The sequence below is a fragment of the Burkholderia sp. JKS000303 genome (assembly GCF_002563755.1).
Classification (GTDB): domain Bacteria; phylum Pseudomonadota; class Gammaproteobacteria; order Burkholderiales; family Burkholderiaceae; genus Burkholderia; species Burkholderia anthina_B.
The window spans coordinates 4650659-4673408 of sequence record NZ_PDBZ01000001.1 but is presented as its reverse complement, the minus strand read 5'-3'; the positions used below and the strand labels follow the sequence as shown (position 1 = coordinate 4673408).

Genomic DNA, 22750 nt, shown 5'->3' with positions numbered 1-22750 from the left:
CGGATCAATGAGTACGATTGCCGCCGAACGCGCCCCGTCGCGCACCCGCAGCTGGTTCGCCGAGCCGAAGCACTGGGCCGGGCAGGTCGGGCTGTGGACGCTGACCGCCGCGCTGATCGCCATTCACCAGGGCAAGATACTGACGCTCGCGTTTCCGGTGCTGGCCATCACGGTCGGCCTCTGGCTCTATTTCAAGAGCCCGGCGCGCTACGTCGGCTTCATGTGGTGGGTGTGGTTCCTGAGCCCCGAGGTGCGGCGCCTGGCTGACTGGTCGAAGGGCGCCTTCACGCCGACGAGCCTGATCCAGGTCGCGCCGCTCGCGGTGACGATGATCGCCGGGCTCGGGTTGTTGCGGCACTACCGCGTGCTCGCGCAGCGGCGCGGGATTCCGGTGCTGCTGATCCTGTTCGGGCTCACCTACGCGTATCTCGTCGGGATCGTGTCGAGCGGCGTGATGGCCGCGACCTACGACCTCGCGAACTGGGTGTACCCGGTGCTGATCGGCTTTCACATCATGGTCAACTCGCGCGACTACCCCGAGTACCGCGACGTGCTTTTGTCCACCTTCATGTGGGGCATGCTCGTGATGGGCGTGTACGGCGTCGTGCAGTATTTCGTGATGCCGCAGTGGGACGTGCTGTGGATGATCGGGTCGGACATGGGCTCGCAGGGCGAGCCGGTGCCGTACGGCGTGCGCGTGTTCAGCACGATGAACTCGTCCGGGCCGTTCGCGTTCGCGATCATGGGCGCGCTGGTGTTCGTGTTCGCGGCGCCGCAGAAGGTCCGCTGGTTCGCCGGCGCGGCGGGCTTCGTGTCGTTCGCGCTGTGTCTCGTGCGCTCGACGTGGGGCGGCTGGGTGATCGCGCTTGCGATCCAGCTCGTGCAGTCGAGCAACCGCGTGCGGATGCGGATCCTGATCAGCGGCGTCGTGCTGGTCGGGCTATGCGTGCCGCTGCTGACCGTCGGGCCGGTGGCCGACCGGCTCGGCCAGCGTCTCGAATCGATCACGAACCTGAAGGACGACCGCAGCTACGACGACCGCAACAAGTTCTACGCGACCTTCGCGCAAACGGCGTTCACCGACGTCGCCGGCGAAGGGATGGGCGCGACCGGCGCGTCGACCAAGCTGTCGAGCGACAGCGGCGAGCTCGGCAAGTACGGCAGCTTCGACAGCGGCGTGATGAACGTGCCGTTCGTGCTCGGCTGGCCCGGCACGCTGCTGTATCTCGCGGGCGTCGTGATGCTGTTCGGCCGCACGCTGCGCGCGGCGTTCAAGCTGCGCCAAGACAAGTTCGTCGGCGCGTGCCTGAGCCTGTGCCTGTCGACGTTCGCGATGCTCGTGTTCACGAACTCGCTGATCGGCACGGGCGGCCTGCTGATGTTCACGGCCATTTTTTCCATACTATCCGCGGCGCACTGGCAGAAGGCGCAACGCCTGCTGGCCGCCGCGCGTTCACGGGGAGGCGACCATTGAGGATCGCGATCGTCACGCACGTCGTGCGTCATAACGACGGGCAGGGCCGAGTCAATTACGAAATCGCGCGCGCGGCGCTGGCCGAAAACTACGAGGTCACGCTGGTCGCATCGCACGTCGCGCCGGAGTTGCTGGCCGACCCGCGCGTGCGCTGGGTGCCGGTGAAGGCCGGGCGCTTCTGGCCGTCGAATCTCGTCAAGCAGCAGGTGTTCGCACTGAAGAGCGCGTGGTGGCTGCGCGCGCATCGCGGCGAATACGACGTGCTGCACGTGAACGGCTTCATCTCGTGGATCCGCGCCGACGTGAATACCGCGCACTTCGTGCACGGCGGCTGGTTCAAGAGTCCGTACTACCCGTTCGGGCTGACGAAGGGGCTGTGGTCGGCCTACCAGTACGTCTATACGCGCGTGAACACCGCGCTCGAACGCTGGGCCTACCGCCGCTCGCGCGCGATTACCGCGGTGTCGCAGAAGGTCGCCGACGAGATCGCCGGGCTCGGTATCGACAGCCGCAAGATCAGCGTGATCTACAACGGCGTCGACGGCAGCGCGTTCGCGGGCGCACAGGCCGATCGCGCGGCATTCGAGTTGCCCGACGACGCATTCCTGCTGTTGTTCGTCGGCGACCTGCGCACGCCGCGCAAGAACCTCGGCACCGTGCTGAAGGCGCTGACCCGGCTGCCGGCGAACGTCCATCTCGCGGTGGCCGGTTATCTGCCCGGCAGCCCGTATCCGGAAGAGGCGCGCGCGCTCGGCGTCGCGTCGCGTGTGCACTTCCTCGGGCTCGTGAAGAACATGCCCACGCTGATGCGCTCGGTCGACGCATATGTGTTTCCTTCGCGCTACGAAGCGATGAGCCTGTCGCTGCTGGAGGCGATGGCGGCCGGGCTGCCGGTCGTCACCGCGCGCACCGCGGGCGGCGCGGAAATCATCACGCGCGATTGCGGGATCGTGCTGGAGGATCCGGACGATCCGGACGCGCTCGCGCAGGCGATCGGCTCGCTTGCGGCGTCGCGCGACACCTGCCGCGCGATGGGTGCCGCCGCCCGCGAATTGATGACCCGTTTCGGCTGGGCCCACATGGGCGCCCAGTACGTCGCGCTTTACCGGCGCATCGGCCAACCCTCGCAGCCGTCCGCTTTCGAGCGGGTCGAGCATGCGGTCACGCAGGAGCAATCGTGATGTCTTCTTCTTCCCGGCCGATCAAATCGTTGCAAATCGGCATGCACTGGTTTCCCGAACGCGCGGGTGGCCTCGACCGGATGTACTACTCGCTCGTCGGCGCGCTGCCGGGTGCGGGCGTCGAGGTGCGCGGGCTCGTCGCCGGTTCGCCGAAGGTCGCCGACGACACGGGCGGCGCGATCCAGGGTTTCGGTCCCGCGTCGCAGCCGCTCGCGCGCCGGATGCTGGCCGCGCGCCGCGCGCTGCGCGACGAGATCCGCGCGGAGCGGCCGGACGTGATTTCGTCGCACTTCGCGCTGTACACGTTCCCCGGCCTCGACGTGACGCGCGGGATTCCGCAGGTGTCGCACTTCCAGGGACCGTGGGCCGACGAGAGCCAGGTCGAGGGCGCGGCATCGCTCGGGCAGCGCGCGAAGCGCTATCTCGAACAGGCTGTCTATACGCGTTCGTCGCGGCTGATCGTGCTGTCGCAGGCATTCGGCCAGATCCTGACGAACCGCTACGAGATCGATCCGTCGCGGGTGCGCGTGATTCCCGGCTGCGTCGATACCGCGCAGTTCGATACGCCGCTCACGCCGGGCGAGGCGCGCCACAAGCTGCAATTGCCGCAGGACCGGCCGATCGTGCTGGCCGTGCGCCGGCTCGTGCGACGCATGGGGCTGGAGGATCTCGTCGACGCGATCGGCATGGTCAAGCGTCGTCATCCCGACGTGCTGCTGCTGATCGCCGGCAAGGGCAAGCTCGCCGAGGAACTGCAGCAACGCATCGACGCGGCCGGGCTGCAGGACAACGTGAAGCTGCTCGGCTTCGTGCCCGACCAGCATCTCGCGGCGCTGTATCGCGCGGCCACCGTCAGCGTCGTGCCGACGGTCGCGCTCGAGGGCTTCGGGCTGATCACGGTCGAGTCGCTTGCGTCCGGCACGCCGGTGCTGGTCACGCCGGTCGGCGGGCTGCCCGAGGCGGTCGCCGGGCTGTCCGACGATCTCGTGCTGCCGTCCACCGGCGCCGACGCGATCGCCGAAGGGCTCGGCGCCGCGTTGTCGGGTGCGATCAAGCTGCCGGACGAAGCCGCATGCAAGCGCTATGCGCGCGATCACTTCGACAATGCGGTGATCGCACGCCGTGTCGCCGGCGTGTACGACGAGGCGATCCGGATGGCGGGTTGAGCGGGTGCGGCGCGTGAACGCGCGCCGTCGTTGTCGTCGTTGTCGCGAAGCAGGAACCGGTGCGCACACGTGTGCGTCCGGTTCGCAGGCCGGCCGTCCGATTCGGGCGAGCCGGCCTTTTGCCGTTCGGCGCCGGGCGTGCCGTCATCCGCGCGCCGTCGCCGGCACGTGCCGCGTCCGAGTGCGCGTCGCCGCCCACACGACGAACGCGATCACGCTGACCGCCGCGCCAAGCCCGCAGACGCCGATCCATCCGGCGTGCGCATACATCATCGTCGACGCGATCGCGCCGAGCCCGCTACCGATCGAATAGAACAGCATGTAGCAGCCGACGAGCCGCGCATGCGCATCGGGCCGCGCGCCGAGGATCATGCTCTGGTTCACGACGTGGACGGCCTGCCCGCCGATATCGAGCAGCACGATGCCAACCACCAGCAGCGCGATCGACGTGCCGCCGAATGCCAGCGGCAGCCACGAGAGCGCGAGCAGCGCGAGTGCGGCGCCGGTCGTCGCTTCGCCGAGCCCGCGATCCGCGAGCCGGCCCGCGCGTGCCGCCGCTGCCGCGCCCAGCGCGCCGACGAGCCCGAATGCGCCGATTTGCGTATGCGACATCGAATGCGGCGGGGCGCTCAGCGGCAGCACGAGTGCGCTCCAGAAAATGCTGAACGCGGCGAACATCAGCAGTGCGATCGCGCCGCGCACGCGCAGCACACGCTCGGTGCGCAACAGCGTCACCATCGAACCCAGCAGCGCCGCGTAGCCGATGCGTTCGCGCGGCGCATCGGTGTCGGGCAGCAGCCGCGACAGCGCGACGAGCATCGCGATCGCGAGCGCGCCCGACACGAGATAGACCGCGCGCCATCCGGCGACGTCGGTGACGACACCCGCCAATGAACGCGCGGCCAGCAGGCCGATCACGACGCCGCCCTGCGCGGCGCCCACCACGCGCCCGCGCTCGCCGGCGCCGGCCAGTGCGGCCGAGCAGGCGATCAGTCCTTGTGTCATCGCGGTGCCGAGCAGCCCGACCGCCACCATGCCCGCGAGCAGTGCGATGCGGGTCGACGACGCGGCCACGCCGATGCACGCCGCCGTCAACAGCAACAGCTGAACGGCGATCAGGCGTTTGCGGTTCAGCAGATCGCCGAGCGGCACGACGAACAGCAGCGCGAGTGCGCAGCCGAGCTGCGTCGCGGTGATGACGCCGCCGACCGCCGCCTGCGACACGCCGAAGTCGTGTGCGATCGAATCCAGCAGCGGTTGCGCGTAGTACACGTTCGCGACGCTTGTCGCGCAGCAGACGGCGAGCAGCGCAACCAGCGCCGTGGACGCGCGTGCGCCGTCAGCTCGACGATCCGCGCGCAATGCCGCGTTCGCCGTGACGGAGCCTGAATGGCAGGACGATTCCATAGGTTTTCCTTCACGCTATCTAGTTGCAATTTGAAACTAGTGTGAGTGTAGGAAAAGTAGTTTTAAAATGCAACCTGTGAAGCGGCGGGCGACGGGCCCGCGCATGGACGGCCGGCGCTGGCGAAGGCGGCTGGTGCGACAGGGGAGAGGAACATGGCCAGGCAGAAAAGTCTTGCGGATTCGCCGTGCCCGGTGGCGCGGGCGACCGATATCGTTGGCGATCGCTGGGCGTTGCTGATCGTGCGCGATGCGTTCGACGGCGTGCGCCGGTTCGGCGATTTTCGCACGAGCCTCGGCGTCGCAAGCAACATCCTGTCGGACCGGTTGCGGATGCTGGTGGATGCCGGCGTATTCGACGTGGTGCCCGCGTCGGATGGCAGCGCGTATCAGGAGTACGCACTGACGAAGAAGGGCGAGGGGCTGTTCCCGATCATCGTGATGCTGCGCCAGTGGGGCGAGGCGAACCTGTTCGCGCGCGGCGAGCCGCATTCGGTGCTGGTCGACCGCAAGACGGGCCGCGCGATCCGCAAGCTCGCGCTGCGGCACGACGACGGCCGGCCGGTGAAGGCGGCGGAGACGGCGGTGCGCAAGGTCGGTGACTAGGCCCTGTTCACGCTAATAACAGGCCCTGGGCCACGCGGGAATGCGCGCCGTGCGCGACGCTCGTGCCGTCGGATAGACGGCTGCGATCCCGGCGACGCGTGATCGTTCCGCTCAATCCGCCGCCGACACCACCTGGCGCGTGCCTGCCACACCACGATGCGCATCCGGCCGCACCAGCGTCGCGATCAGCGCGGCCGCGATCAGCAGCACGACCGACACGGCGGTTTCGATCCGCAGGCCGTTTACGGCCTGCCACGCGCTGCCGCCGCCCGCGAGCGCGCCGAACGCGGCCACGCCCATCGCGCCGCCGGCCTGGCGCGCGGTGTTCAGCACCGCCGACGCGATACCGGCGCGTTCATGTTCGACCGATGCGAGCACGGCTGTCGTCATCGCCGGCACCGCGAAGCCCATGCCGGTCGGAATCAGCAGGAACGGCGCCAGCAACAGCGGCAGCGGCGTCGACGCATCAATGAAATGCAGTGACCCGTAGCCGATGGCGGCGACGAGCGCACCGGCGAGCATCGGCGCGCGCGGGCCGTGACGGGCGACCACGCGGCCGCTCGCCAGGTTCGCCAACAGGAAACCGCCCGTCAGCGGCAGGAACGCGAGCCCTGCCTGCAGCGCCGATTCGCCGCGCACGCGCTGCAGGTACAGCGCGAGCACGAACACCGTGCCGTAATACGTGAGGTTCACGCAGATCCCGAACAGCACGGCTGCGCTGAACGTGCGGCGGCGAAACAGTGACAGCGGCAGCATCGGCGTCGCGGTGCGCGACTCGACCGCGACGAACGCGAGTGCGGCCAGCGCCGCGAGCGCGAAGCCGCCGACGACGATTGGATGCATGAAGCCGAGCGGCCGCCATTCGATCACGGCGCCCGTCAGCGTGGTCAGCATCGCGACCGCGATGAACTGGCCGCGCAGGTCGAGCGCCCGCACGGAACGGACCGGCGCTTCCGGCGTTTCCGGTGCCGTCGCAGCGGGGCGAGCGGGCACCCAGGCGAGCGCCGCCGCAAGCCCGGCCGCGCACAGCGGCAGGTTCACGAGAAAGATGCCGCGCCAGCCCCACGCCGCGATCAGCAGGCCGCCGACGACCGGGCCGGCCGCGATCGAGATCGACCCCGCGGCCGTCCACCAGCCGACGGCGCGCGCACGCAGGCGAGGATCGTGCCGGCATGCGTCGTTGAGCAGCGCGAGCGAATTCGGCAGCATCGCCGCCGCGCCGACGCCCTGCAGCGCGCGGGCCGCGATCAACATCGCGGGCGCGACGGCGGCGCCGCAGGCGAGCGACGCGAGCGCGAACAGCACGAGGCCCGCGACGTACATCCGGCGCGCGCCGAAGCGATCGCCGAGTGCGCCGCCCGACAGCATCAGCACCGCGAACGCGAGCGTATAGGCATCGACGACCCACTGCAGGCCGGCGACCGGAAGATGCAGATCGGCCGCCAGATGCGCGAGCGCGATGTTGACGATCGTCACGTCAAGCTGCGTGACGACGAAGCCGATGCTGACGGTCGCGACGATGCGGGCGAGCGCAGGCGGGAAGGCGGGGGTGGGGGTTGTCGTGTCCATGTACGCATCGTAGGTCGCGACGGACACACGACGTTTCGGGCTGACGTGAAGCGTCGTTGCGGGGGCTGGCGACGGGCGCGAAAGGCGCGCGCGGCGATTAACATGGCAGCGGGGCCTGCCGTGAGGGCAGTCGCACACATCCTTCGTTCCATAGGCCAATCCGGATGACCTCATCGAACCGGATGACCTCATCGAACCTGACGACGCGCGACGCGCGGATCGACGATCACGCCGACATCGCGAGACTGTTGCGGCAGCTCGGCTACGACGCGGCGCCCGCGATGATTCGTGACAAGCTGAGCGCGCTGTTGCCGAGCGCGGCCGACCGGATCGTGGTTGCCACGATCGACGGCCGGACAGTCGGCTGCATCAGCCTGCATGCGCTGCCGCTGTTTCACGCGGGCGGCAATCTCGGGCGCATTACGAGCCTGGTCGTCGATGAGGGCTGTCGCGCACGCGGTGTCGGCAGTGCGCTGATGGCTGCGGCGCAGCGCTGGTTCGAGCGGGCACGGTGCGTGAAGCTGGAGGTGACGAGCGGCGACCATCGGCCCGATGCGCACCGCTTTTACGCGCGGCACGGCTTTGCGCGCGATGGTCAGCGGCTCTCGAAAACGGCGGGATCGTAACGACGCGGCCCGCCACGTTGCAATCGACGCCGGGCCGGAGCGGGCGTTGCCCGGTCGCTCAGTGCCGTTCGCCGCGCCAGCGCCCGGGCGCGACGCCGAAGCGCTTCGTGAATGCGTGCGTGAAGGTGCTCTGATCGGCGAAGCCGACCATGCCGGCGACGTCGACGAGCGGATGACGGCCGTCGGCGAGCAGCACCACGGCCGTGTCGAGCCGCAGCCGCTGCAGGTAGCGATGCGGCGTTTCGCCGAACGCGTCGACGAACAACTGGTGAAAGCGGCGCATCCCGTAGCCGCAGTGCGCGGCGAGATCGGCGATGCGCAGCGGCTCCGCGAGCCGTGCGCGCAGCCAGCGGTCGATGCGCGCGAAATCGAGGCCTGCGGCGGGCGCGGCAACGCCGGCGTCGCCGAGCAGCGCGTCGCACAGTCGCGCGGCCGCCTGCCACTGGAAACGGTGTGCTTGCGGCGCGTCGCCGGCCGGCCTGTCGAGTTGCGCGGCGGCTGCCGCGACCTGCGCGACCAGCGAGGTCAGCGCCGGGTCGATCGCCACGGCGCGCGCGCTGTCGAACAGCCGCTGCGGCACCGCGAGCGACGCGGCGGGGAGGTCCAGCACGAGCTGGCGATTGTCGCCGAGGCCCGCGTAATCGTGGCGCGAGCCGGCCGGAATCAGCCAGGCCGCGTGCCGGTCGATGCGCTGGCCGACGCCGTCCACCGCCATCACCATCGCGCCGTCGACGCCGAGCACGACCTGATGAAAGTCGTGCACGTCGGACGCTTCGCACGTGTCGTAACGGCGCAGCGCGATGGCGGGAGACGGGATGGGTTGCATCGGCGGGACGTCGGCCGGCGGCGTCGTCAGACGTCGAGCAGTTCGACTTCGAACACGAGCGTCGCGTTTGGCGGGATCACGCCGCCTGCGCCGCGCGGGCCGTAGGCGAGTTGCGGCGGGATCGTCAGGCGACGCACGCCGCCGACCTTCATGCCCTGCACGCCTTCGTCCCAGCCCTTGATGACCATGCCGCCGCCGAGCACGAATGCGAACGGGTCGTTGCGGTCCTTGCTCGAGTCGAATTTCTGACCGTCGGTCAGCCAGCCCGTGTAGTGAACGCTGACGGTTTTGCCGGCTTGCGCTTCCGCGCCGGTGCCTTCGGTCAGTTCTTCGATTTTGAGGCCCGATGCGGTCGTAGTGACAGACATGACTTCTCCTGAAAAGGGGTTGGGTAAAACCGCTATTGTAGGCGAGCCCGCAAGGGGCCGCCGCACGTGGCGAGGGCCTGGCGGCACGTGCGGCGGGACGGCGGGCCAGTGCAGCGTCCGAAACGCGAATGGAACGCGCGTTTGAATTTTTCGCGGATCGGATCAAAGCGGTTGCACCGCGCGCGCCGTTCGCGCGTATGAATCGGTGTTACCCGGTCCGGGCGGCAGCGCGCCATGTGCCCCCGCGAAAACCGGCGAAACGCCCGCGGGGCGCGGCTGTCCAGCCGGTCGCGAGTCGCCGCGACGATGCGGGTCTGCAGCCAGCGAGCCGGCCCATGCGTTCGAATTTCCGCATCGCCGGACGATGTTCGACCGCCGTTTTTCGGGCGCTTTCGACCGTGCGCTGTTTGGAAGCGCGCGTCTACCGCGCGGCTTGCGCGCGTCGCCGGCCGCGGCCTATCGTTACATCTGTCGCTGTCAGGATTCCGGCGCCACGCGATGCGGCGCCCGGGCCCGCGCCGGCACGGCCGCAACGGATGCCGGGCCGCCCGAAAACAAGGAGAACGACCAACATGAAGTCAGCCGCTTCCGCCGCCGCAGCCGAGGTGATGCCGGTGCGCCGCGACCTGCGCTTCGACCTGCCGGTCGAACGCGCGAAGGACTGGCATGGGCTCGGCCCGCACGTGACCCACTTCTTCAACGCGCTGTCGCTGCTGTTTCCAGCCGGCGAACGCTTCTTCATGGATTCGGTGCGCAACTATCGCGACCGGATCGACGATCCGGTGCTGAAGCGGCAGGTGCTCGGCTTCATCGGCCAGGAAGCGATGCACACCCGCGAGCACGTCGAATACAACGAGCTGATGCAGGCCAACCGGCTGCCCGCGCACAAGCTCGACAAGCGCGTATGGGCGGTGCTCGGTGTCATGAAGCGCGTGCTGCCGCAGTCGGTGCAACTGGCGCATACGGTCGCGGCCGAACACTACACGGCGATGCTCGCGGACTGGCTCCTGCGCGACCCGACGCGTCTCGACGGCTCGGTCGAGGGCTACCGGCAGATGTGGATCTGGCACGCGCTCGAGGAAACCGAGCACAAGGCCGTGTCCTACGACGTGTGGAATGCCGTGATGAAGCCGGGCGCGGGCCGCTATCTGATCCGCGTCGGCGTGTATCTGCTGACGACGCTGACGTTCTGGCCGACCGTCTTCCTGATGCACGTGACGCTGTTGTGGCGCGACCGCCGTGCAGGGCATCACATGCGCGGAATGCTGCGCATGCTCGCGTTCCTGTACGGCCCGCGGCGCGGGCTGTTTCCGCGCATCGCGGGCGAATGGCTGAGCTTCCTGCGGCCGGGTTTCCACCCGTGGGACCATGACAACCGCCATCATCTCGCGCGTGTCGAAGCGCTCGTCGCCGCGTATGGCGACCACGACCACGACCACGCACCGGCCGGTCGCGGCCGTGCGAACGCGCTCGCGCCGCTCGCAGCCGGCCGCTGACGCCGCCGCGGGTATGCCCGGTGGCGCGTGTTGCGTTCATGCATCAACGCGCTTCTTCTGACGATTGACCGACATCAAGCGGAAACGGTTGCGCGAGCGGGCGGCCGCGCGCTTTCGCCGGTCGCACCGCTGCCGGCCAGCGGGCCGATTCCGTGTGCCCGACCTCCCGCGCGAGCCGGTGCGCCAGTGCCGGCGCGGCTTCGCGCGTTCGGCGCCGACCCCATCCCGCGTCGCGCCCGCCGCGCCACCGGGATAACACCCATCTAGCCGCGCGTCGGCGGCATCGCTATACCTTGATGAAAGGATCCGCCCCGTACGCGCGAGATTATGGCGCGGGGGGATTCTATTCAAACCGAAATGCGGCCAATATGTCGGTTCGATCGAGGTCCGTCGTACGCGGCGGCGAGCCGGCGCGCGATACCAACGCCAAGCGGGGAACAACGATGGTTGCAAGGTCACCCGACGCAAACGGGACGGCGGCGCCCGAGATGCCGTTCGTGTCCGTCACCGCCCCCGAGGCCGGACGCAAGCTGTTCGTGATCATGCGTTCGCCGGACGAGTCGCTGCTGGCGCAACTGCGCGAGCTCGGCTGGGAGATCGCGGTCGCGAAGACGGCGGGCGCCGCGCAGAACATGACGGCCAGCGTGGGCGTCGCCGCCGGGCTCATTGATTTCACGGGCTTCACGTCGCGCGACTACCCCGCGCTGAAGGCGTGCCTGAGCCAGCCGGCGATCGGCTGGATCTCCGTCGCGCAGGCCGGCAACATGATCGGCACGGCCGTGCGCGAACTGATCCGCAGCTACTGTTTCGACTACGTGACGCTGCCGTTGCCGCACGAATGGATTTCACACGTGCTCGGCCACGCGCGCGGGATGGCCGCGCTCGATCGTGTCGACGGGGCGGCGTACGCGGCGTCGATCGGCGAGCACGGGATGATCGGCAACTGCGAAGCGATGCAGCAGTTGTTCAGCACGATCCGCAAGGTCGCGAAGACCGATGCGAGCGTGTTCATCTCCGGCGAATCGGGTACCGGCAAGGAGCTCACCGCGCTCGCGATCCACGAGCGTTCGGGGCGCGGCAAGGGGCCGTTCGTCGCGATCAACTGCGGCGCGATTCCGCATCACCTGCTGCAGTCGGAACTGTTCGGCTACGAGCGCGGCGCATTCACCGGCGCGAACCAGCGGCGCGCGGGCCGGATCGAATCCGCGAACGGCGGCACGTTGTTTCTCGACGAAATCGGCGACATGCCGGTCGAAAGCCAGGCGAGCCTGCTGCGTTTCCTGCAGGAAGGGAAGATCGAGCGGCTCGGCGGCCAGGAGTCGATTCCGGTCGACGTGCGGATCATCTCGGCGACCCACGTCGATCTCGACAGTGCGGTCGAAGCCGGGCGCTTCCGCGCGGACCTTTATCACCGGCTCTGCGTGCTGCGCATTCACGAGCCGCCGCTGCGCGCGCGCGGCAAGGACATCGACATCCTCGCGCATTACGTGCTGCAAAAGTACAAGTCCGACAGTGGTCGCAAGATCAGCGGCTTCACGTCGGCGGCGCTCGATGCGATGCGCCGCTACGAGTGGCCCGGCAACGTGCGCGAACTGATCAACCGCGTGCGCCGCGCGATCGTGATGGCCGAGAGCCGGCTGCTGACGCCGCACGATCTCGGGCTCGACACGCCGGGCGAAACGGAGCCGGTGACGCTCGAACAGGCGCGCGCGCTCGCCGAGCGCACCGCGATCGAAAACGCGCTGCTGCGCAACGATCACCGGATCAACAAGGCCGCCGCCGAACTCGGCATTTCGCGCGTCACGTTGTACCGGATGATGATCGAGCACGGGCTCAACGATCACGACAACAACGGCGACAACGGCGGGAAGGACAGCGCGCCGTCCGGCGACGAGGACCATCAACGGGTGGGCTGAACCGCGGCCGCGAAGCGTGTGCGCACGCATGTAAAGGACGTGAAACGTTTCGCGTCGGTGCACGCATGAATCCGGCCGGCAAACGCGGGCAGAAGTGTGGCGTGCGCGCCGGGAAAATTTTCCGCATCGTCCGCGTGCCTTGTCCGGCAAGGCGTTGCCGTTGCACGGCTGAAGCGGCCCGCGCAGCACATGTTTCAGTTTCGCAACTTCCTGGGCGTCCCGCCCGTTCCGGTTTCGTTCCCGTCCGATGAAATCCTTGTGCCGGCGGCCTCGCGCGCAGCTGGCCCGGTCCTTGCGGATAGGAGCGTGCGAAAGTCGACGACGTGGCGTCCGGCCGGTTCGGCAGTGAAGCATGGGAGGGCCGGCAAGGACGCAGTCCGCGGGGATGCACGGCGGAGCGGGGCAACACGACCGCGCTCCGGCCGGCACGGATCGTCGTCGTCGGATCGTCGGAGCACCGGCGTCGTCCGGTTGCCGAACCAAACCACAGACCGAAACGGGGTAGAAAAATGAACGATCGCCACACGCCGCGGCCGGCAGGCCGCGATCGCAGTGATTCGACGCATCGCCGGTCGACCGCGCGCCTTGCTGCCGGCCGGCATGCTTCGACAGGCCATCTCTCCGCGCCCGGTGCGAGGCGGATCCGGTTGATTCCCGGTCATCCGCGCCGGCTCGGTGCTTTCCCGCCAGCCAACACGATCCGCAAGGGCATGTGTACCCGGGCGCCGGTTCCCCGGCGCCCGGTCTTCGCGTATTGACGCTTCACCGACAGTTGCGCGTGGAGCGATCCATTCGCAGTCCGAATGATGTGGGTTTGGTCGCGGCCGTGCTGACGATGAAACCGGCGCGTTGCCGCCCGGCGAGCAGCGGCAACGCGATCGGGTCGCGCACGACGGGCATCACGCCCGTACGCGCGCGCAGCGGTTTCAGCTGCCGTAGATGTCGAAGTCGAAGTACTTCGACGCGAGCCGCTTGTACGTGCCGTCCTTGACCATGTCGTGGATCGCGCGATCAATCTTCGCCTTCAGGTCCGTGTCTTCCTTGCGCAGCCCGATGCCGGCGCCGATGCCGAGCACCTTGTCGTCGACGAGCTCCGGCCCGATGAACTGATAGCCCGCGCCGCGCGGCGACTTCAGGAAGCCGATCTCGGCCTGCACCTCGTCCTGCAGCGCGGCGTCGAGGCGGCCCGACGTGAGATCCGCGTACACGCCGTCCTGGTTCTGGTACGACACGACGTTCGCGCCTTGCTTCGCCCAGTACGCCTTCGCATACGCTTCCTGCGTCGTGCCCTGCTCGACGCCGATCGACTTGCCCTTCAGCGATTCGGGCGTCGGCAGCAGCGGCGAGCCCTTCTTCACGACGAGCCGCGTCGGCTGGTTGTAGATCTTCGTCGTGAAGCCGATCTGCTCCGCGCGCTGCGGCGTGATCGACATCGACGACAGCACCGCGTCGAACTTCTTCGCCTTCAGCGCGGGGATCATCCCGTCGAAGTCGTTCTCGAGCCACACGCACTTCGCCTTCAACCGCGCACAGATCTCGTTGCCGAGGTCGATGTCGAAGCCGACGAGCTTGCCGTCGGGCGCCTTCGATTCGAACGGCGCATAGCTGGCGTCGGTGCCGAAGCGCAGCGTGGTCCAGTCCTTCGCGACGGCGGGGCCTGCGGAGAGGGCGAGCAGGGCGATCGAGGCGGCGGCAATCAGTCTCTTCATGGTGCGTTCCTTGGCGTGGTCATTCCGGTTCCGGGCGACTCGGTTGGAGCGGACGGGCGCCGCGTTGTGGCGCTGTCCGTGCAGCCATTAACGCAGAAAATAAAATCGCAGTCCAGAATGGACAAAAAATATCCATTCGGTGGATGCAATGACCCGCCGAAGGGTGCCGACCCTTGCAAAAATACGAAAATGGACTAATCTTGTTAGTAAATTCGTTTCGAGACTAACGATCATGTCACAGCCCGCGTTCGACCCACATTCCGCCCCGCGGCAGGCTTCGGTCGCACACATGTCGGCGGCCGGCCTGCGCGCGTTTTTCAACATCGCGCGCGACTGGGAGCTGACGATCGACGAACAGATCGTGCTGCTCGGCTCGCCCGGCCGCTCGACCTTCTTCAAGTGGAAGGCCTCGCCCGAATCGGCACGCCTGCCGCGCGATACGCTCGAGCGGCTATCGCTGCTGCTCGGCATCTACAAGGCGCTGCAGATCCTGCTGCCGCAGCCGTCGGCCGCCGATACGTGGGTCAAGCGTCCCAACGACGCGGCGCCGTTCGGCGGCAAGCGCGCGCTCGACCGGATGCTGGCCGGCAACGTCGGCGACCTGGTCGCCGTGCGTCAATATCTCGACGCGATGCGGGGTGGCTGGGCGTGACGATGCCGACCGAGACGCAACACTGGCCCACGACCGTTGTCGACTGGGCACCCGCCTATCGTGTGATTCCTACCCGTTTTCCAGCCATCAACCTGTTTGACCGCGTGGCGTCGGCCGACGATTTCGACGCGCTCTATGCGCTCGAATCGCTGACCAACGACCGCATTCGCCACGAAGTCGGCACGCTCGAGCTCGTGCCGCCGGCCGAGCGCCGCTATGGCCAGGGCTGGGGGCCGATCATGGCCGCGTTCACGCACCTGAATCCGCAGGGCAGCCGCTTTTCCGACGGCAGCTACGGCGTGTTCTACTGCGCGCGTTCGCGCGATACGGCGATCGCCGAAACGCGGTATCACAGCGGGCTGTTCCTGGCCGCGACGAAAGAGGCGCCGATGCGTCAGCAGATGCGGCTCTACACGGTGTTCGCGCAAGGCGACGTGGCCGACGTGCGCACGTGGCCGCAGCGCAGTCCCGGCCTGCTCGATCCGCTCGACTACAGCGCGGGCCAGGCGCTCGGCCGCGCGGTGCGTCAGGACGGCGGCGCGGGGATCGTCTATCCGTCGGTGCGCGACCCGCGCGGCGAATGTCTCGCGGCGTTTCGCACGGCGCTGCTGCGCGACTGTCATCACGCGGCTTATCTCGAATACAACTGGAACGGCTCCGCGGTCGATGCGGTGTTCGAGCTGAATCAGGTCGGCTAGGCGGCGTGCCCGCGGTCGGTGTCGACGGCCTCAGGGCAGCGGCAGGTCGCCGGCATGGCGTGCGCGTGCGTCGGCCTGCGTGAGCGACCACGTATCGCCGGTGCGCGGTTCGACGATCGTCAGGCGTCCGGACGGTGCGAATGCCCCCGTGTCGATGAACCATTGCGCGCCGATGCGCTGCGGTGCGCGCACCGGCGTATGGCCGGTGCAGGTCAGCGACAGTCCGGCTTGCCGGGCCGGATCGACGAGCCCCTGGACGAGATCACGCCCCCAGATCAGCCGTTCGCGCACGTCGTGCGAATAGCTGCCCGTATCGAGCTCGGCGTCCGGGCCGAAGAACTCCGCATGCAGCACGTTGAAGCGCGCGGCGCCGTCGCCGATCACGCGCACGAGCGGCAGCGCGTCCACCCGTGCCGCATGCGCCTGCAGCCGCTCCGGCGGCAGGTCGGCGCCCCAGTCGCCGCCGATCCCGCGCCACGCATCGGGCGGCAGCTTGCCGCGCGACACGAGGCTCAGCACTTCTTCGTGATTGCCGCGCACGACGTGGCACCACGGGCGGTCGAGCAGCTCGAGCGCCGTTTCCGACGCGGGGCCGCGGTCGACGAGATCGCCGACCGAAAACAACCGGTCGCGCACCGGATCGAAGCGCACGTCGTGCAGCAGCGCGCGCAGCACATCCACGCAGCCGTGCAGGTCGCCGACGACGAAGTCGCGACCGGCCGTGTTCTGGGGATGGCGGCAGAGGGAGGCAGTCATCCCGATATCTTAGGCGCTTGCGTCCATCGCAACGTCATGCGGGAATGGCGATAATCGGGGCGGTACCCGCCGGCATGGCGTTGCGGGCAGTTGGCACGCCGGCCGAACCCTTTCCATCTGCTTTCGGAATCACACGATGACGTTTTATCCACAGGTGTTGCGCAACCGGCCACGCATGGTCTCGGCCTTCGTCGCCGGTGTGCTGTGTGCGGTATTGCTGCCGTTTTCGCTGCGTCCGGCCGCACGCGCACTGATCGGCTGGGATTGCGCGATCTGGCTCTATCTCGCGCTGATGTGGATCCGCATGATTACCGCGCATCATCACAAGGTGCGCGAAGTCGCGATCCGCGAGGATGAAAGCGCGACCACGGTGCTGACCGTCGTGTGCGTGGCGACGGTCGCGAGCGTCGCCGCGATCGCGATCGAGCTCGCCACCGCGAAGAGCGTCGGTTTTCGCTTGGGGCTCGGCCATTACGCGATCACCGGCGCGACGCTGTTCGGCGCATGGTTCCTGATCCCGACGATCTTCACGCTGCACTACGCGCGGCTCTATTACGGCTCGCCGAGCAGCGATCGCGCGCTGCGCTTTCCGGATCGCAACCCCGAGCCCGACTACTGGGATTTCCTGTATTTCGCGTTCACGCTCGCAGTGGCGTCGCAGACGGCCGACGTGTCGCTCGCCAACCGCTCTGCGCGCCGCTCGGTGCTGGCGCAGTCGATCCTGTCGTTCTATTTCAACATGGCCGTGCTCGGGCTGTCGATCAACGTCGCGGCGGGTTTGCTGGGCTGATCTGACGCGGCTTACTTGAGCAGTTCGTACGGGCCGCCGCGCTCGAGTGCGCGCCGGTAGGCCGGGCGTGCATGGATCGTTTCGAGAAAGCGCGCAATCGCAGGATGCTTGCCGCCGTCGCCGCGCGCCATCGCGGCTTCGAGCGGGAAGCTCATCTGGATGTCGGCCGCGCTGAAGGTGTCGCCGACGAACCAGCCCGTGCGTGTCAGCGTGTCGTCGAGATAGCCGAGATGTAGCGCGATCTGCGGATCGACGAAGCCCGACTGCAGCGTCGCGGCGATCTTGCGTGCGATGGGCCGCGCGAAGAACGGCATCGGCGCGTGCGCGATCCGCAACGCGACCAGCTTCAGCAGCAACGGCGGCATCGCCGAACCTTCCGCATAGTGCAGCCAGTAGGTGTAGTCGTGCCGTTCGGGCGTACCGCCCGGCGGCGCGAGACGCCCGTTCCCGTAGCGTTCGACCAGATACTCGATGATCGCGCCCGACTCCGCGTACGTGCGGCCGTCGTCGGTGACGACCGGCGACTTGCCGAGCGGGTGGATCGCACGCAGCGCGGGCGGCGCGAGCATCGTCTTCGGATCGCGCTCGTAGCGCACGATCTCGTACGGTACCTCCAGTTCTTCGAGCAGCCAGAGCACGCGCTGCGAACGCGAGTTGTTCAGGTGGTGGACGGTCAGCATGTCGAGGCCGGAAGGGGGGCGGGAACGACATCATACCGAGCGCGCATGGCAGGGATGCGCGCGCGATGTTTTCGCCGATGCAACGCGCGCGCGTCGTGCCGCACCGCCTTTCGTTCGCTCAGGCGCTGCGCCGCACCGCGATCCACGCGCCCCAGAACAGGCTCGAAAAAAAGCGCAGCGGCGCATCGAAGCCCGCGTCGTGCAGCAACGCGAAGACGGTCTCCTCGGCGGCCGGCGGGTCCGCGCCCTGCAGGATCTTCGCGAGTTGCGCGCGCACGGCGTCGGGCGTGGCGCCCTTCATGCGCCAGCGCTGCTGCCACGCATCGAGCAGGCGAGGGTGGTCCGCATAGCGGCGGTAGTTGCCCGCGATCACGAGCGGTGCGCCGGGCTTCAGGCGTCGTGCGATCGCGTCCAGCAGCGCGGCCTTCGCGTCGTCGCCGGGCACGTGGTGCAGCACGCCGATCAGCGTCGCGCCGTCGAAGGCCGGTGCGTCGGGCAGCGTATCGACGCCGGCCTCGACGAATTGCGTGCGTGCGCCGAAACCGGCGGCTTCGACGTTCGCGCGTGCGAGCGCCAGCATCGGCGCGGACGGGTCGACCGCCGTGAATTGCCAGCCCGGTTCGAGCGCGGCGGGCACGCAGATTTCCTGTCCGGTGCCGCCTGCGCCCACCACGAGCAGCCGTGCATCGGCCACAGCGATCGACGACGCCAGCATGCACGCGGCGAGTTCGTGACACGCGTCGTAGCCGGCAAGCGCGATGCGGGATTGTTCGGCGTATTCGTGCGCGCGTGCCGGATCGAATTTCGCGGCGCTGGCGGGGAGCGACATGGCGGATGCCTCGGGTCGGGGCGCGGACGACGTGTCCACGCATCGAACCGAGCGTAAGCGCGGGCCGCCGACGCAACAAGGCGAGCGGCCATTCCGGTATGCGGACTACCCGACTCGGCGCCGGTCGTGCGCAGCGGGTTGCGGGGTCGATTCGTATTTAAAAATGGTCGGAACCGGTGCGTCACCCTTGCCAAACTGGCGCATACTTTTTTCTCTCCCCCTGCCTGGCCGTCGCATGCCGGGCCCCGATGAGCCGCGCTGCTTGCGCGGCCATGCCGCTCGGCACGCACGAGGAGCGCATGATGTCCGATTGTTCGCACGATCCGTATGCGCAGCACTACATTCACTGCCTGCCGTCCGGCGCGCAGCCCTGCGGCGCGCTCTGCGCGACGCCGCGCACGCATTTTCGCGTGTGGGCGCCGGGCAGCACGCAGGTCCAGCTCGAACTCGATACCGGCAACGGCCCGACGCTCGTCGCAATGGCGGCGGCCGGCCCGAACTGGTTCGAAGTCTTCGTCGAATGCGGTGCCGGTGCGCGTTACCGTTACCGGCTCGACGACGCCGTGTCGATTCCCGACCCCGCGTCGCGCTCGCAACCCGATGGGCTCAATGGCGCGAGCGAGGTCATCGATCCGCGCGCGTTCACGTGGCGCAATACGTTCTGGCGTGGGCGTCCGTGGGAAGACATCGCGCTTTACGCGATTCGTCCGCACGCGGTGGGCGGCTTCGACGGCGTGCGACACCGGCTGCCGGCGCTCGCGCGCCTGGGCGTGACCGCGCTCGAATTGCTCGCGTCGCCGCACGACAGCCTGCCGTTCGCGCCGCTCGCGGCCGAGGGCGGCCCCGACGCGCTGAAGGCGCTGATCGACGAAGCGCACGGCCATGGCCTCGGCGTGATGCTGGAGCTCGATTACGCGCGCTTCGGCAGCGGCACCGACGCGCTGCGTCACTATGCGGCGCCGTTCTTCCATATGCGCGACGATCCGCTGCAGCCGCCGCCGCTCGCACTCGATCATCCGGAGGTGTGCGACTTTTTCTGCGACAACGCGCTGTACTGGATCGACGAATACCGATGCGACGGGCTGCGGCTGCGCGAAGCCGACCGGATCGGCGCGTCGTGGCTGCGCGAGATCGCCGACCGCGTGCATGCGGCCGTGCCGGTCGACCGGCTCATCCATCTCGTGCTCGGCAGCGAACGCCATCCGGTGCACCTCGCCGATACCCATTTCGATGCGCAATGGAACGGGTGCGGCGAACGCGCGCTGCATCGGCTGACCGGCCGCGAAGGGGCGGCTCACGAAGGCATTTCCACGCATCAGTCGATCCACACGCTCGCGCGCGCACTGACCGCGACCGGCTCCGCGTTCCAGCCGGCCCCGTCGGGCGATGGCGCCTGCACGAATGAAGGCTTGTCGCTGACGTCGCTGGTGCTGTCCGACGGCGCATGGCGCGAGAGCGACCACGGCAGGCACGGCGATCATGATCCCGATCCCGGGCTCGCGGCGCTCGCGCTGTCGCTGCTCACGCCGCAGATTCCGCTGATCTTCGATGAAACCGCGCGCGATACCGATCGTGCGCATTTCGTGCAGTCGGCGCTCGCGGTGCGCGCGAAGCTGATCTCGCCGCGGCTGTCCGATTGCCGGCCGCAGGACGCGCATACGCTGAAGGCCGGCGGCGACGGCGATGCCGACGCGTTGGTCGCATCGTGGCGGCTTGCCGATGAAGAGACGCTGACCATCGCGTTGAACCTGTCGCCGGACGCGGTGCCGTTCGATGCGCCGCGCGGACAGGTCGTGTTCGAGACGCCGGCCCGCGCGCGCGACCGCGTCGATGAAGGGGTGTTGCCGCCGTATTCGCTCGTTGCGTGGCTAACGGGCGACGTGAACCGCTATGCACTCACGCACGACGTGCGCCGGATCGACGACGGCGCATGGCGCGCACTGCGCCCGGACCTGAATTCGTGACGTGCGGAAGGTCGGGCGCTGGCGCGCCCGGCCGTACTTACCAGAAGCTGCGAATGCCTGCGACGCCGTGTGCGCCGTGCCGGCGCGCGTCGTCGAGATGCGTGCGCGTCATTCCGCCGAGCGCATAGACGGGCATCGTGGCCTGCGCGGCCAATTCGGCGAAGCGGGTCCAGCCGAGCGTCGGCGCGCCGGGGTGGCTGAGCGTCGGCAACACGGGCGACAGCGTGACGAAATCCGCGCCGACGCGTGCGGCCAGCGAGAGATCGTCGGCATCATGGCAGGCGGCCGACACACGGCGCGCGGCCGGCAACGGCCGTTGCGCGGCGGCGCGCAGCGCGACGCCGTTGAGGTGCCATCCGGCGCCTTCCAACCGCATCACGCCGGCTGCATCGATCGGGCCGTTGAGCATCAGTTGCGCGCCGGCCGCATCGCAGCGCGCGAGCGCATCGGCGGCCAGCCGTGCGAACGCGGCCGCTTCGAGCGACTTCACGCGCAACTGCACGAGCGTCTCGCCGCGCGCGAGCACGGCCGCCAACCGATCGAGGAACGCACGGCAATCGCCGGCCGACGACGACGCCGGCTCGGGCGTGATCACGCAGCAGCGCGGCAGCGTCGCGGTCATCGCGCGCGGTGCGCGGAGGCCGTCATTCGTCGGCCTCCTTCGCGACCTTCGGGTAGACGCGCACCAGCACGATGCGCGGCCCGTTCATCTTCTTCACGACGACGTCGAAGCGGTCGAACGACACGCGCTGCCCTTCGGTCGGCAGATCGCTCAGTGCCTGGATCACCAGGCCGCCGACCGATTCCGCGCGCCCTTCGTCGATGTCGATGCCGAGCGCCTGCTCGAGCGACACGACGGGCAGGCTGCCCTTGCCCATCAGCGTGCCGTCGTCGAGGCGGCTCCAGTCGGCATCGCCCTGGCGGAACTCGTCGTGAATCTGGCCGACCAGCGCGCCGAGCAGGTTGTCGAGCGTCAGGAAGCCGATCGGCTTCGCGCCCTTGTTGCCGACCAGCGCGAAGTGCGGCGCTCCCTTGCGGAAGCGGCGGAACAGCTCCAGCGCCGGCGTGTCGGGCTTCACGTACTGCACCGGGCGCACGTAGTCGGACAGGTCTTCGAGCGCCGCGCCGGCGTGACGCGCGAGCAGCAGGTCCTTCAGGTGGATCAGCCCGCTCACCTGCTCGCGCGCGGCATCCTCGAACAGCGGATAGCGGCTGAAACGGTGCCGCGCGACGATCTCCATGTTGTCCGGCAGCGGCAGGTCGCGCCGCAGGCCGATCATTTCATGGGCGGGCCGCATCAGGTCCGACACCGTCATCGACGAAAAATCGAGCGAATGCGCGAGCGTGTTCCACTCGTCGTTGGTGTAGGTGCCGCGTGCCGGCTGCGCCGCATTGCCGGCCGCGCTGCGGCGGCTGCGCAGGATCAGCTTCAGCTCGTCGGTCGAGTAGTGCGCGTCGCCGCCGTGGTCGGCCGACAGCCCCGCGAGCCGCAGCACTGCGTTGGCGCTGCTGTTGAGCACCCAGATCGCCGGATACATCGCCCAGTAGAACGCATAGAGCGGCAGCGCGACCCACAGGCCGACCTTCTCCGACTGGCGGATCGCCATGGATTTCGGTGCCAGTTCGCCGACCACGATATGCAGGAACGAGATCAGCGAGAACGCGAACACGAGCGAAACCAGGTGCACGATGCGTTCCGACTGCACGCCGATCAGGTCGAGCACCGGGCCGAGCAGTTGCGCGAACGCCGGCTCGCCGACCCAGCCGAGGCCGAGCGATGCGAGCGTGATACCGAGCTGACACGCGGAAAGATACGCGTCCAGCCGGCCGTGGACGAGGGCGAGGATACGCCCGCGCAGGCCATGCTTGCGGGCGAGTGTTTTGACGCGCGTTGCGCGCAGTTTGACGAGGCCGAATTCGGCTGCGACGAAAAACCCGTTCAGGGCCACCAGGAACAACGCGCCGATGAGCGCGAAGATCTGTAACAAAGAATCGCTCCAGTCATGACAGGCCCATCAGTATAGAGCCAGAAAGGGAAAT

Annotated in this window: 21 protein-coding genes; 11 read left to right on the top strand and 10 right to left on the bottom strand. The window is 68.5% G+C overall.

The window, feature by feature from the left end; translation table 11 throughout:
* The first annotated feature begins 7 nt into the window (after positions 1-7).
* The 3 genes from BX604_RS21880 to BX604_RS21870 are packed head-to-tail and all read left to right on the top strand — an operon-like array spanning position 8 to position 3821.
* Positions 8-1474, top strand: a complete 1467-nt coding sequence (locus tag BX604_RS21880; protein ID WP_098552616.1) for an O-antigen ligase family protein — start codon at positions 8-10, stop codon at positions 1472-1474.
* Positions 1471-2655, top strand: coding sequence for a glycosyltransferase family 4 protein (locus BX604_RS21875; RefSeq protein ID WP_098552615.1), 1185 nt, complete (start codon positions 1471-1473; stop codon positions 2653-2655). The genes BX604_RS21880 and BX604_RS21875 overlap by 4 nt, the downstream gene beginning before the upstream one ends.
* Positions 2655-3821: a glycosyltransferase family 4 protein gene (locus tag BX604_RS21870; protein WP_098552614.1), complete on the top strand. Its 1167-nt coding sequence runs from the start codon at positions 2655-2657 to the stop codon at positions 3819-3821. Before BX604_RS21875 ends, BX604_RS21870 begins: the two co-directional genes overlap by 1 nt.
* A gap of 144 nt (positions 3822-3965) precedes the next feature.
* On the opposite strand, the gene BX604_RS21865 is transcribed toward BX604_RS21870, so the two are convergent.
* Positions 3966-5228, bottom strand: coding sequence for an MFS transporter (locus BX604_RS21865; protein WP_098552613.1), 1263 nt, complete (start codon positions 5226-5228; stop codon positions 3966-3968).
* A 153-nt stretch (positions 5229-5381) separates the two neighbouring features.
* Between BX604_RS21865 and BX604_RS21860 the strand changes: the two genes are divergently transcribed.
* Positions 5382-5831: a winged helix-turn-helix transcriptional regulator gene (locus BX604_RS21860; RefSeq protein ID WP_098552612.1), complete on the top strand. Its 450-nt coding sequence runs from the start codon at positions 5382-5384 to the stop codon at positions 5829-5831.
* Between the two features lie 111 nt (positions 5832-5942).
* Here the strand turns inward: BX604_RS21860 and BX604_RS21855 are convergent, their stop codons facing one another.
* The gene (locus BX604_RS21855) at positions 5943-7400 is read right to left on the bottom strand and encodes an MFS transporter (RefSeq protein WP_098553017.1); all 1458 of its coding nucleotides are present in this window, start codon (positions 7398-7400) and stop codon (positions 5943-5945) included.
* Between the two features lie 164 nt (positions 7401-7564).
* Between BX604_RS21855 and BX604_RS21850 the strand changes: the two genes are divergently transcribed.
* On the top strand, positions 7565-8026 hold the full coding sequence (locus tag BX604_RS21850) for a GNAT family N-acetyltransferase (protein WP_257146373.1): 462 nt from the start codon (positions 7565-7567) through the stop codon (positions 8024-8026).
* Positions 8027-8084: 58 nt separating this feature from the next.
* On the opposite strand, the gene BX604_RS21845 is transcribed toward BX604_RS21850, so the two are convergent.
* Together BX604_RS21845 and BX604_RS21840 are read right to left on the bottom strand one after the other, a co-directional pair.
* On the bottom strand, positions 8085-8852 hold the full coding sequence (locus tag BX604_RS21845; RefSeq protein ID WP_098552610.1) for a helix-turn-helix transcriptional regulator: 768 nt from the start codon (positions 8850-8852) through the stop codon (positions 8085-8087).
* Between the two features lie 26 nt (positions 8853-8878).
* Positions 8879-9220 (bottom strand): FKBP-type peptidyl-prolyl cis-trans isomerase, encoded by a 342-nt coding sequence (locus BX604_RS21840; RefSeq protein ID WP_098552609.1) that lies wholly within the window; start codon positions 9218-9220, stop codon positions 8879-8881.
* A 572-nt stretch (positions 9221-9792) separates the two neighbouring features.
* On the opposite strand from BX604_RS21840, the gene BX604_RS21835 reads away from it, so the two are divergent.
* Both BX604_RS21835 and BX604_RS21830 read left to right on the top strand, forming a co-directional pair.
* Positions 9793-10716 carry a metal-dependent hydrolase gene (locus tag BX604_RS21835; RefSeq protein ID WP_098552608.1) on the top strand — a complete coding sequence of 308 codons (924 nt, stop codon included), beginning with the start codon at positions 9793-9795 and terminating at the stop codon, positions 10714-10716.
* A gap of 443 nt (positions 10717-11159) precedes the next feature.
* Complete coding sequence (locus BX604_RS21830; protein WP_098552607.1) at positions 11160-12632, top strand: sigma-54 dependent transcriptional regulator; 1473 nt, start codon at positions 11160-11162, stop codon at positions 12630-12632.
* 926 nt (positions 12633-13558) lie between these two features.
* Here BX604_RS21830 and BX604_RS21820 read toward each other — a convergent pair.
* The gene (locus BX604_RS21820; RefSeq protein WP_098552606.1) at positions 13559-14341 is read right to left on the bottom strand and encodes an ABC transporter substrate-binding protein; all 783 of its coding nucleotides are present in this window, start codon (positions 14339-14341) and stop codon (positions 13559-13561) included.
* 232 nt (positions 14342-14573) lie between these two features.
* On the opposite strand from BX604_RS21820, the gene BX604_RS21815 reads away from it, so the two are divergent.
* Entirely contained in the window at positions 14574-14993 is a 420-nt protein-coding gene (locus BX604_RS21815; RefSeq protein WP_096505495.1) for an MbcA/ParS/Xre antitoxin family protein, read from the top strand.
* A 2-nt stretch (positions 14994-14995) separates the two neighbouring features.
* Positions 14996-15691: an RES family NAD+ phosphorylase gene (locus BX604_RS21810; protein ID WP_098552605.1), complete on the top strand. Its 696-nt coding sequence runs from the start codon at positions 14996-14998 to the stop codon at positions 15689-15691.
* 30 nt (positions 15692-15721) lie between these two features.
* Here the strand turns inward: BX604_RS21810 and BX604_RS21805 are convergent, their stop codons facing one another.
* Entirely contained in the window at positions 15722-16447 is a 726-nt protein-coding gene (locus BX604_RS21805; RefSeq protein ID WP_175800524.1) for a metallophosphoesterase, read from the bottom strand.
* A 136-nt stretch (positions 16448-16583) separates the two neighbouring features.
* On the opposite strand from BX604_RS21805, the gene BX604_RS21800 reads away from it, so the two are divergent.
* A complete protein-coding gene (locus tag BX604_RS21800) occupies positions 16584-17237 on the top strand; it encodes a DUF1345 domain-containing protein (protein WP_098552603.1) in 654 nt (217 codons plus the stop codon).
* Positions 17238-17248: 11 nt separating this feature from the next.
* Here BX604_RS21800 and BX604_RS21795 read toward each other — a convergent pair whose 3' ends face one another.
* Positions 17249-17917: a glutathione S-transferase gene (locus BX604_RS21795; protein ID WP_098552602.1), complete on the bottom strand. Its 669-nt coding sequence runs from the start codon at positions 17915-17917 to the stop codon at positions 17249-17251.
* Between the two features lie 118 nt (positions 17918-18035).
* Positions 18036-18746, bottom strand: coding sequence for a class I SAM-dependent methyltransferase (locus BX604_RS21790; RefSeq protein ID WP_098552601.1), 711 nt, complete (start codon positions 18744-18746; stop codon positions 18036-18038).
* A 302-nt stretch (positions 18747-19048) separates the two neighbouring features.
* Here BX604_RS21790 and BX604_RS21785 point away from each other — a divergent pair, with 302 nt between their 5' ends.
* Complete coding sequence (locus BX604_RS21785) at positions 19049-20710, top strand: DUF3459 domain-containing protein (protein ID WP_098553016.1); 1662 nt, start codon at positions 19049-19051, stop codon at positions 20708-20710.
* A 37-nt stretch (positions 20711-20747) separates the two neighbouring features.
* On the opposite strand, the gene BX604_RS21780 is transcribed toward BX604_RS21785, so the two are convergent.
* The gene (locus tag BX604_RS21780) at positions 20748-21332 is read right to left on the bottom strand and encodes a thiamine phosphate synthase (protein WP_098552600.1); all 585 of its coding nucleotides are present in this window, start codon (positions 21330-21332) and stop codon (positions 20748-20750) included.
* A 22-nt stretch (positions 21333-21354) separates the two neighbouring features.
* Positions 21355-22698 (bottom strand): hemolysin family protein, encoded by a 1344-nt coding sequence (locus BX604_RS21775; protein ID WP_098552599.1) that lies wholly within the window; start codon positions 22696-22698, stop codon positions 21355-21357.
* Positions 22699-22750 lie beyond the last annotated feature (52 nt).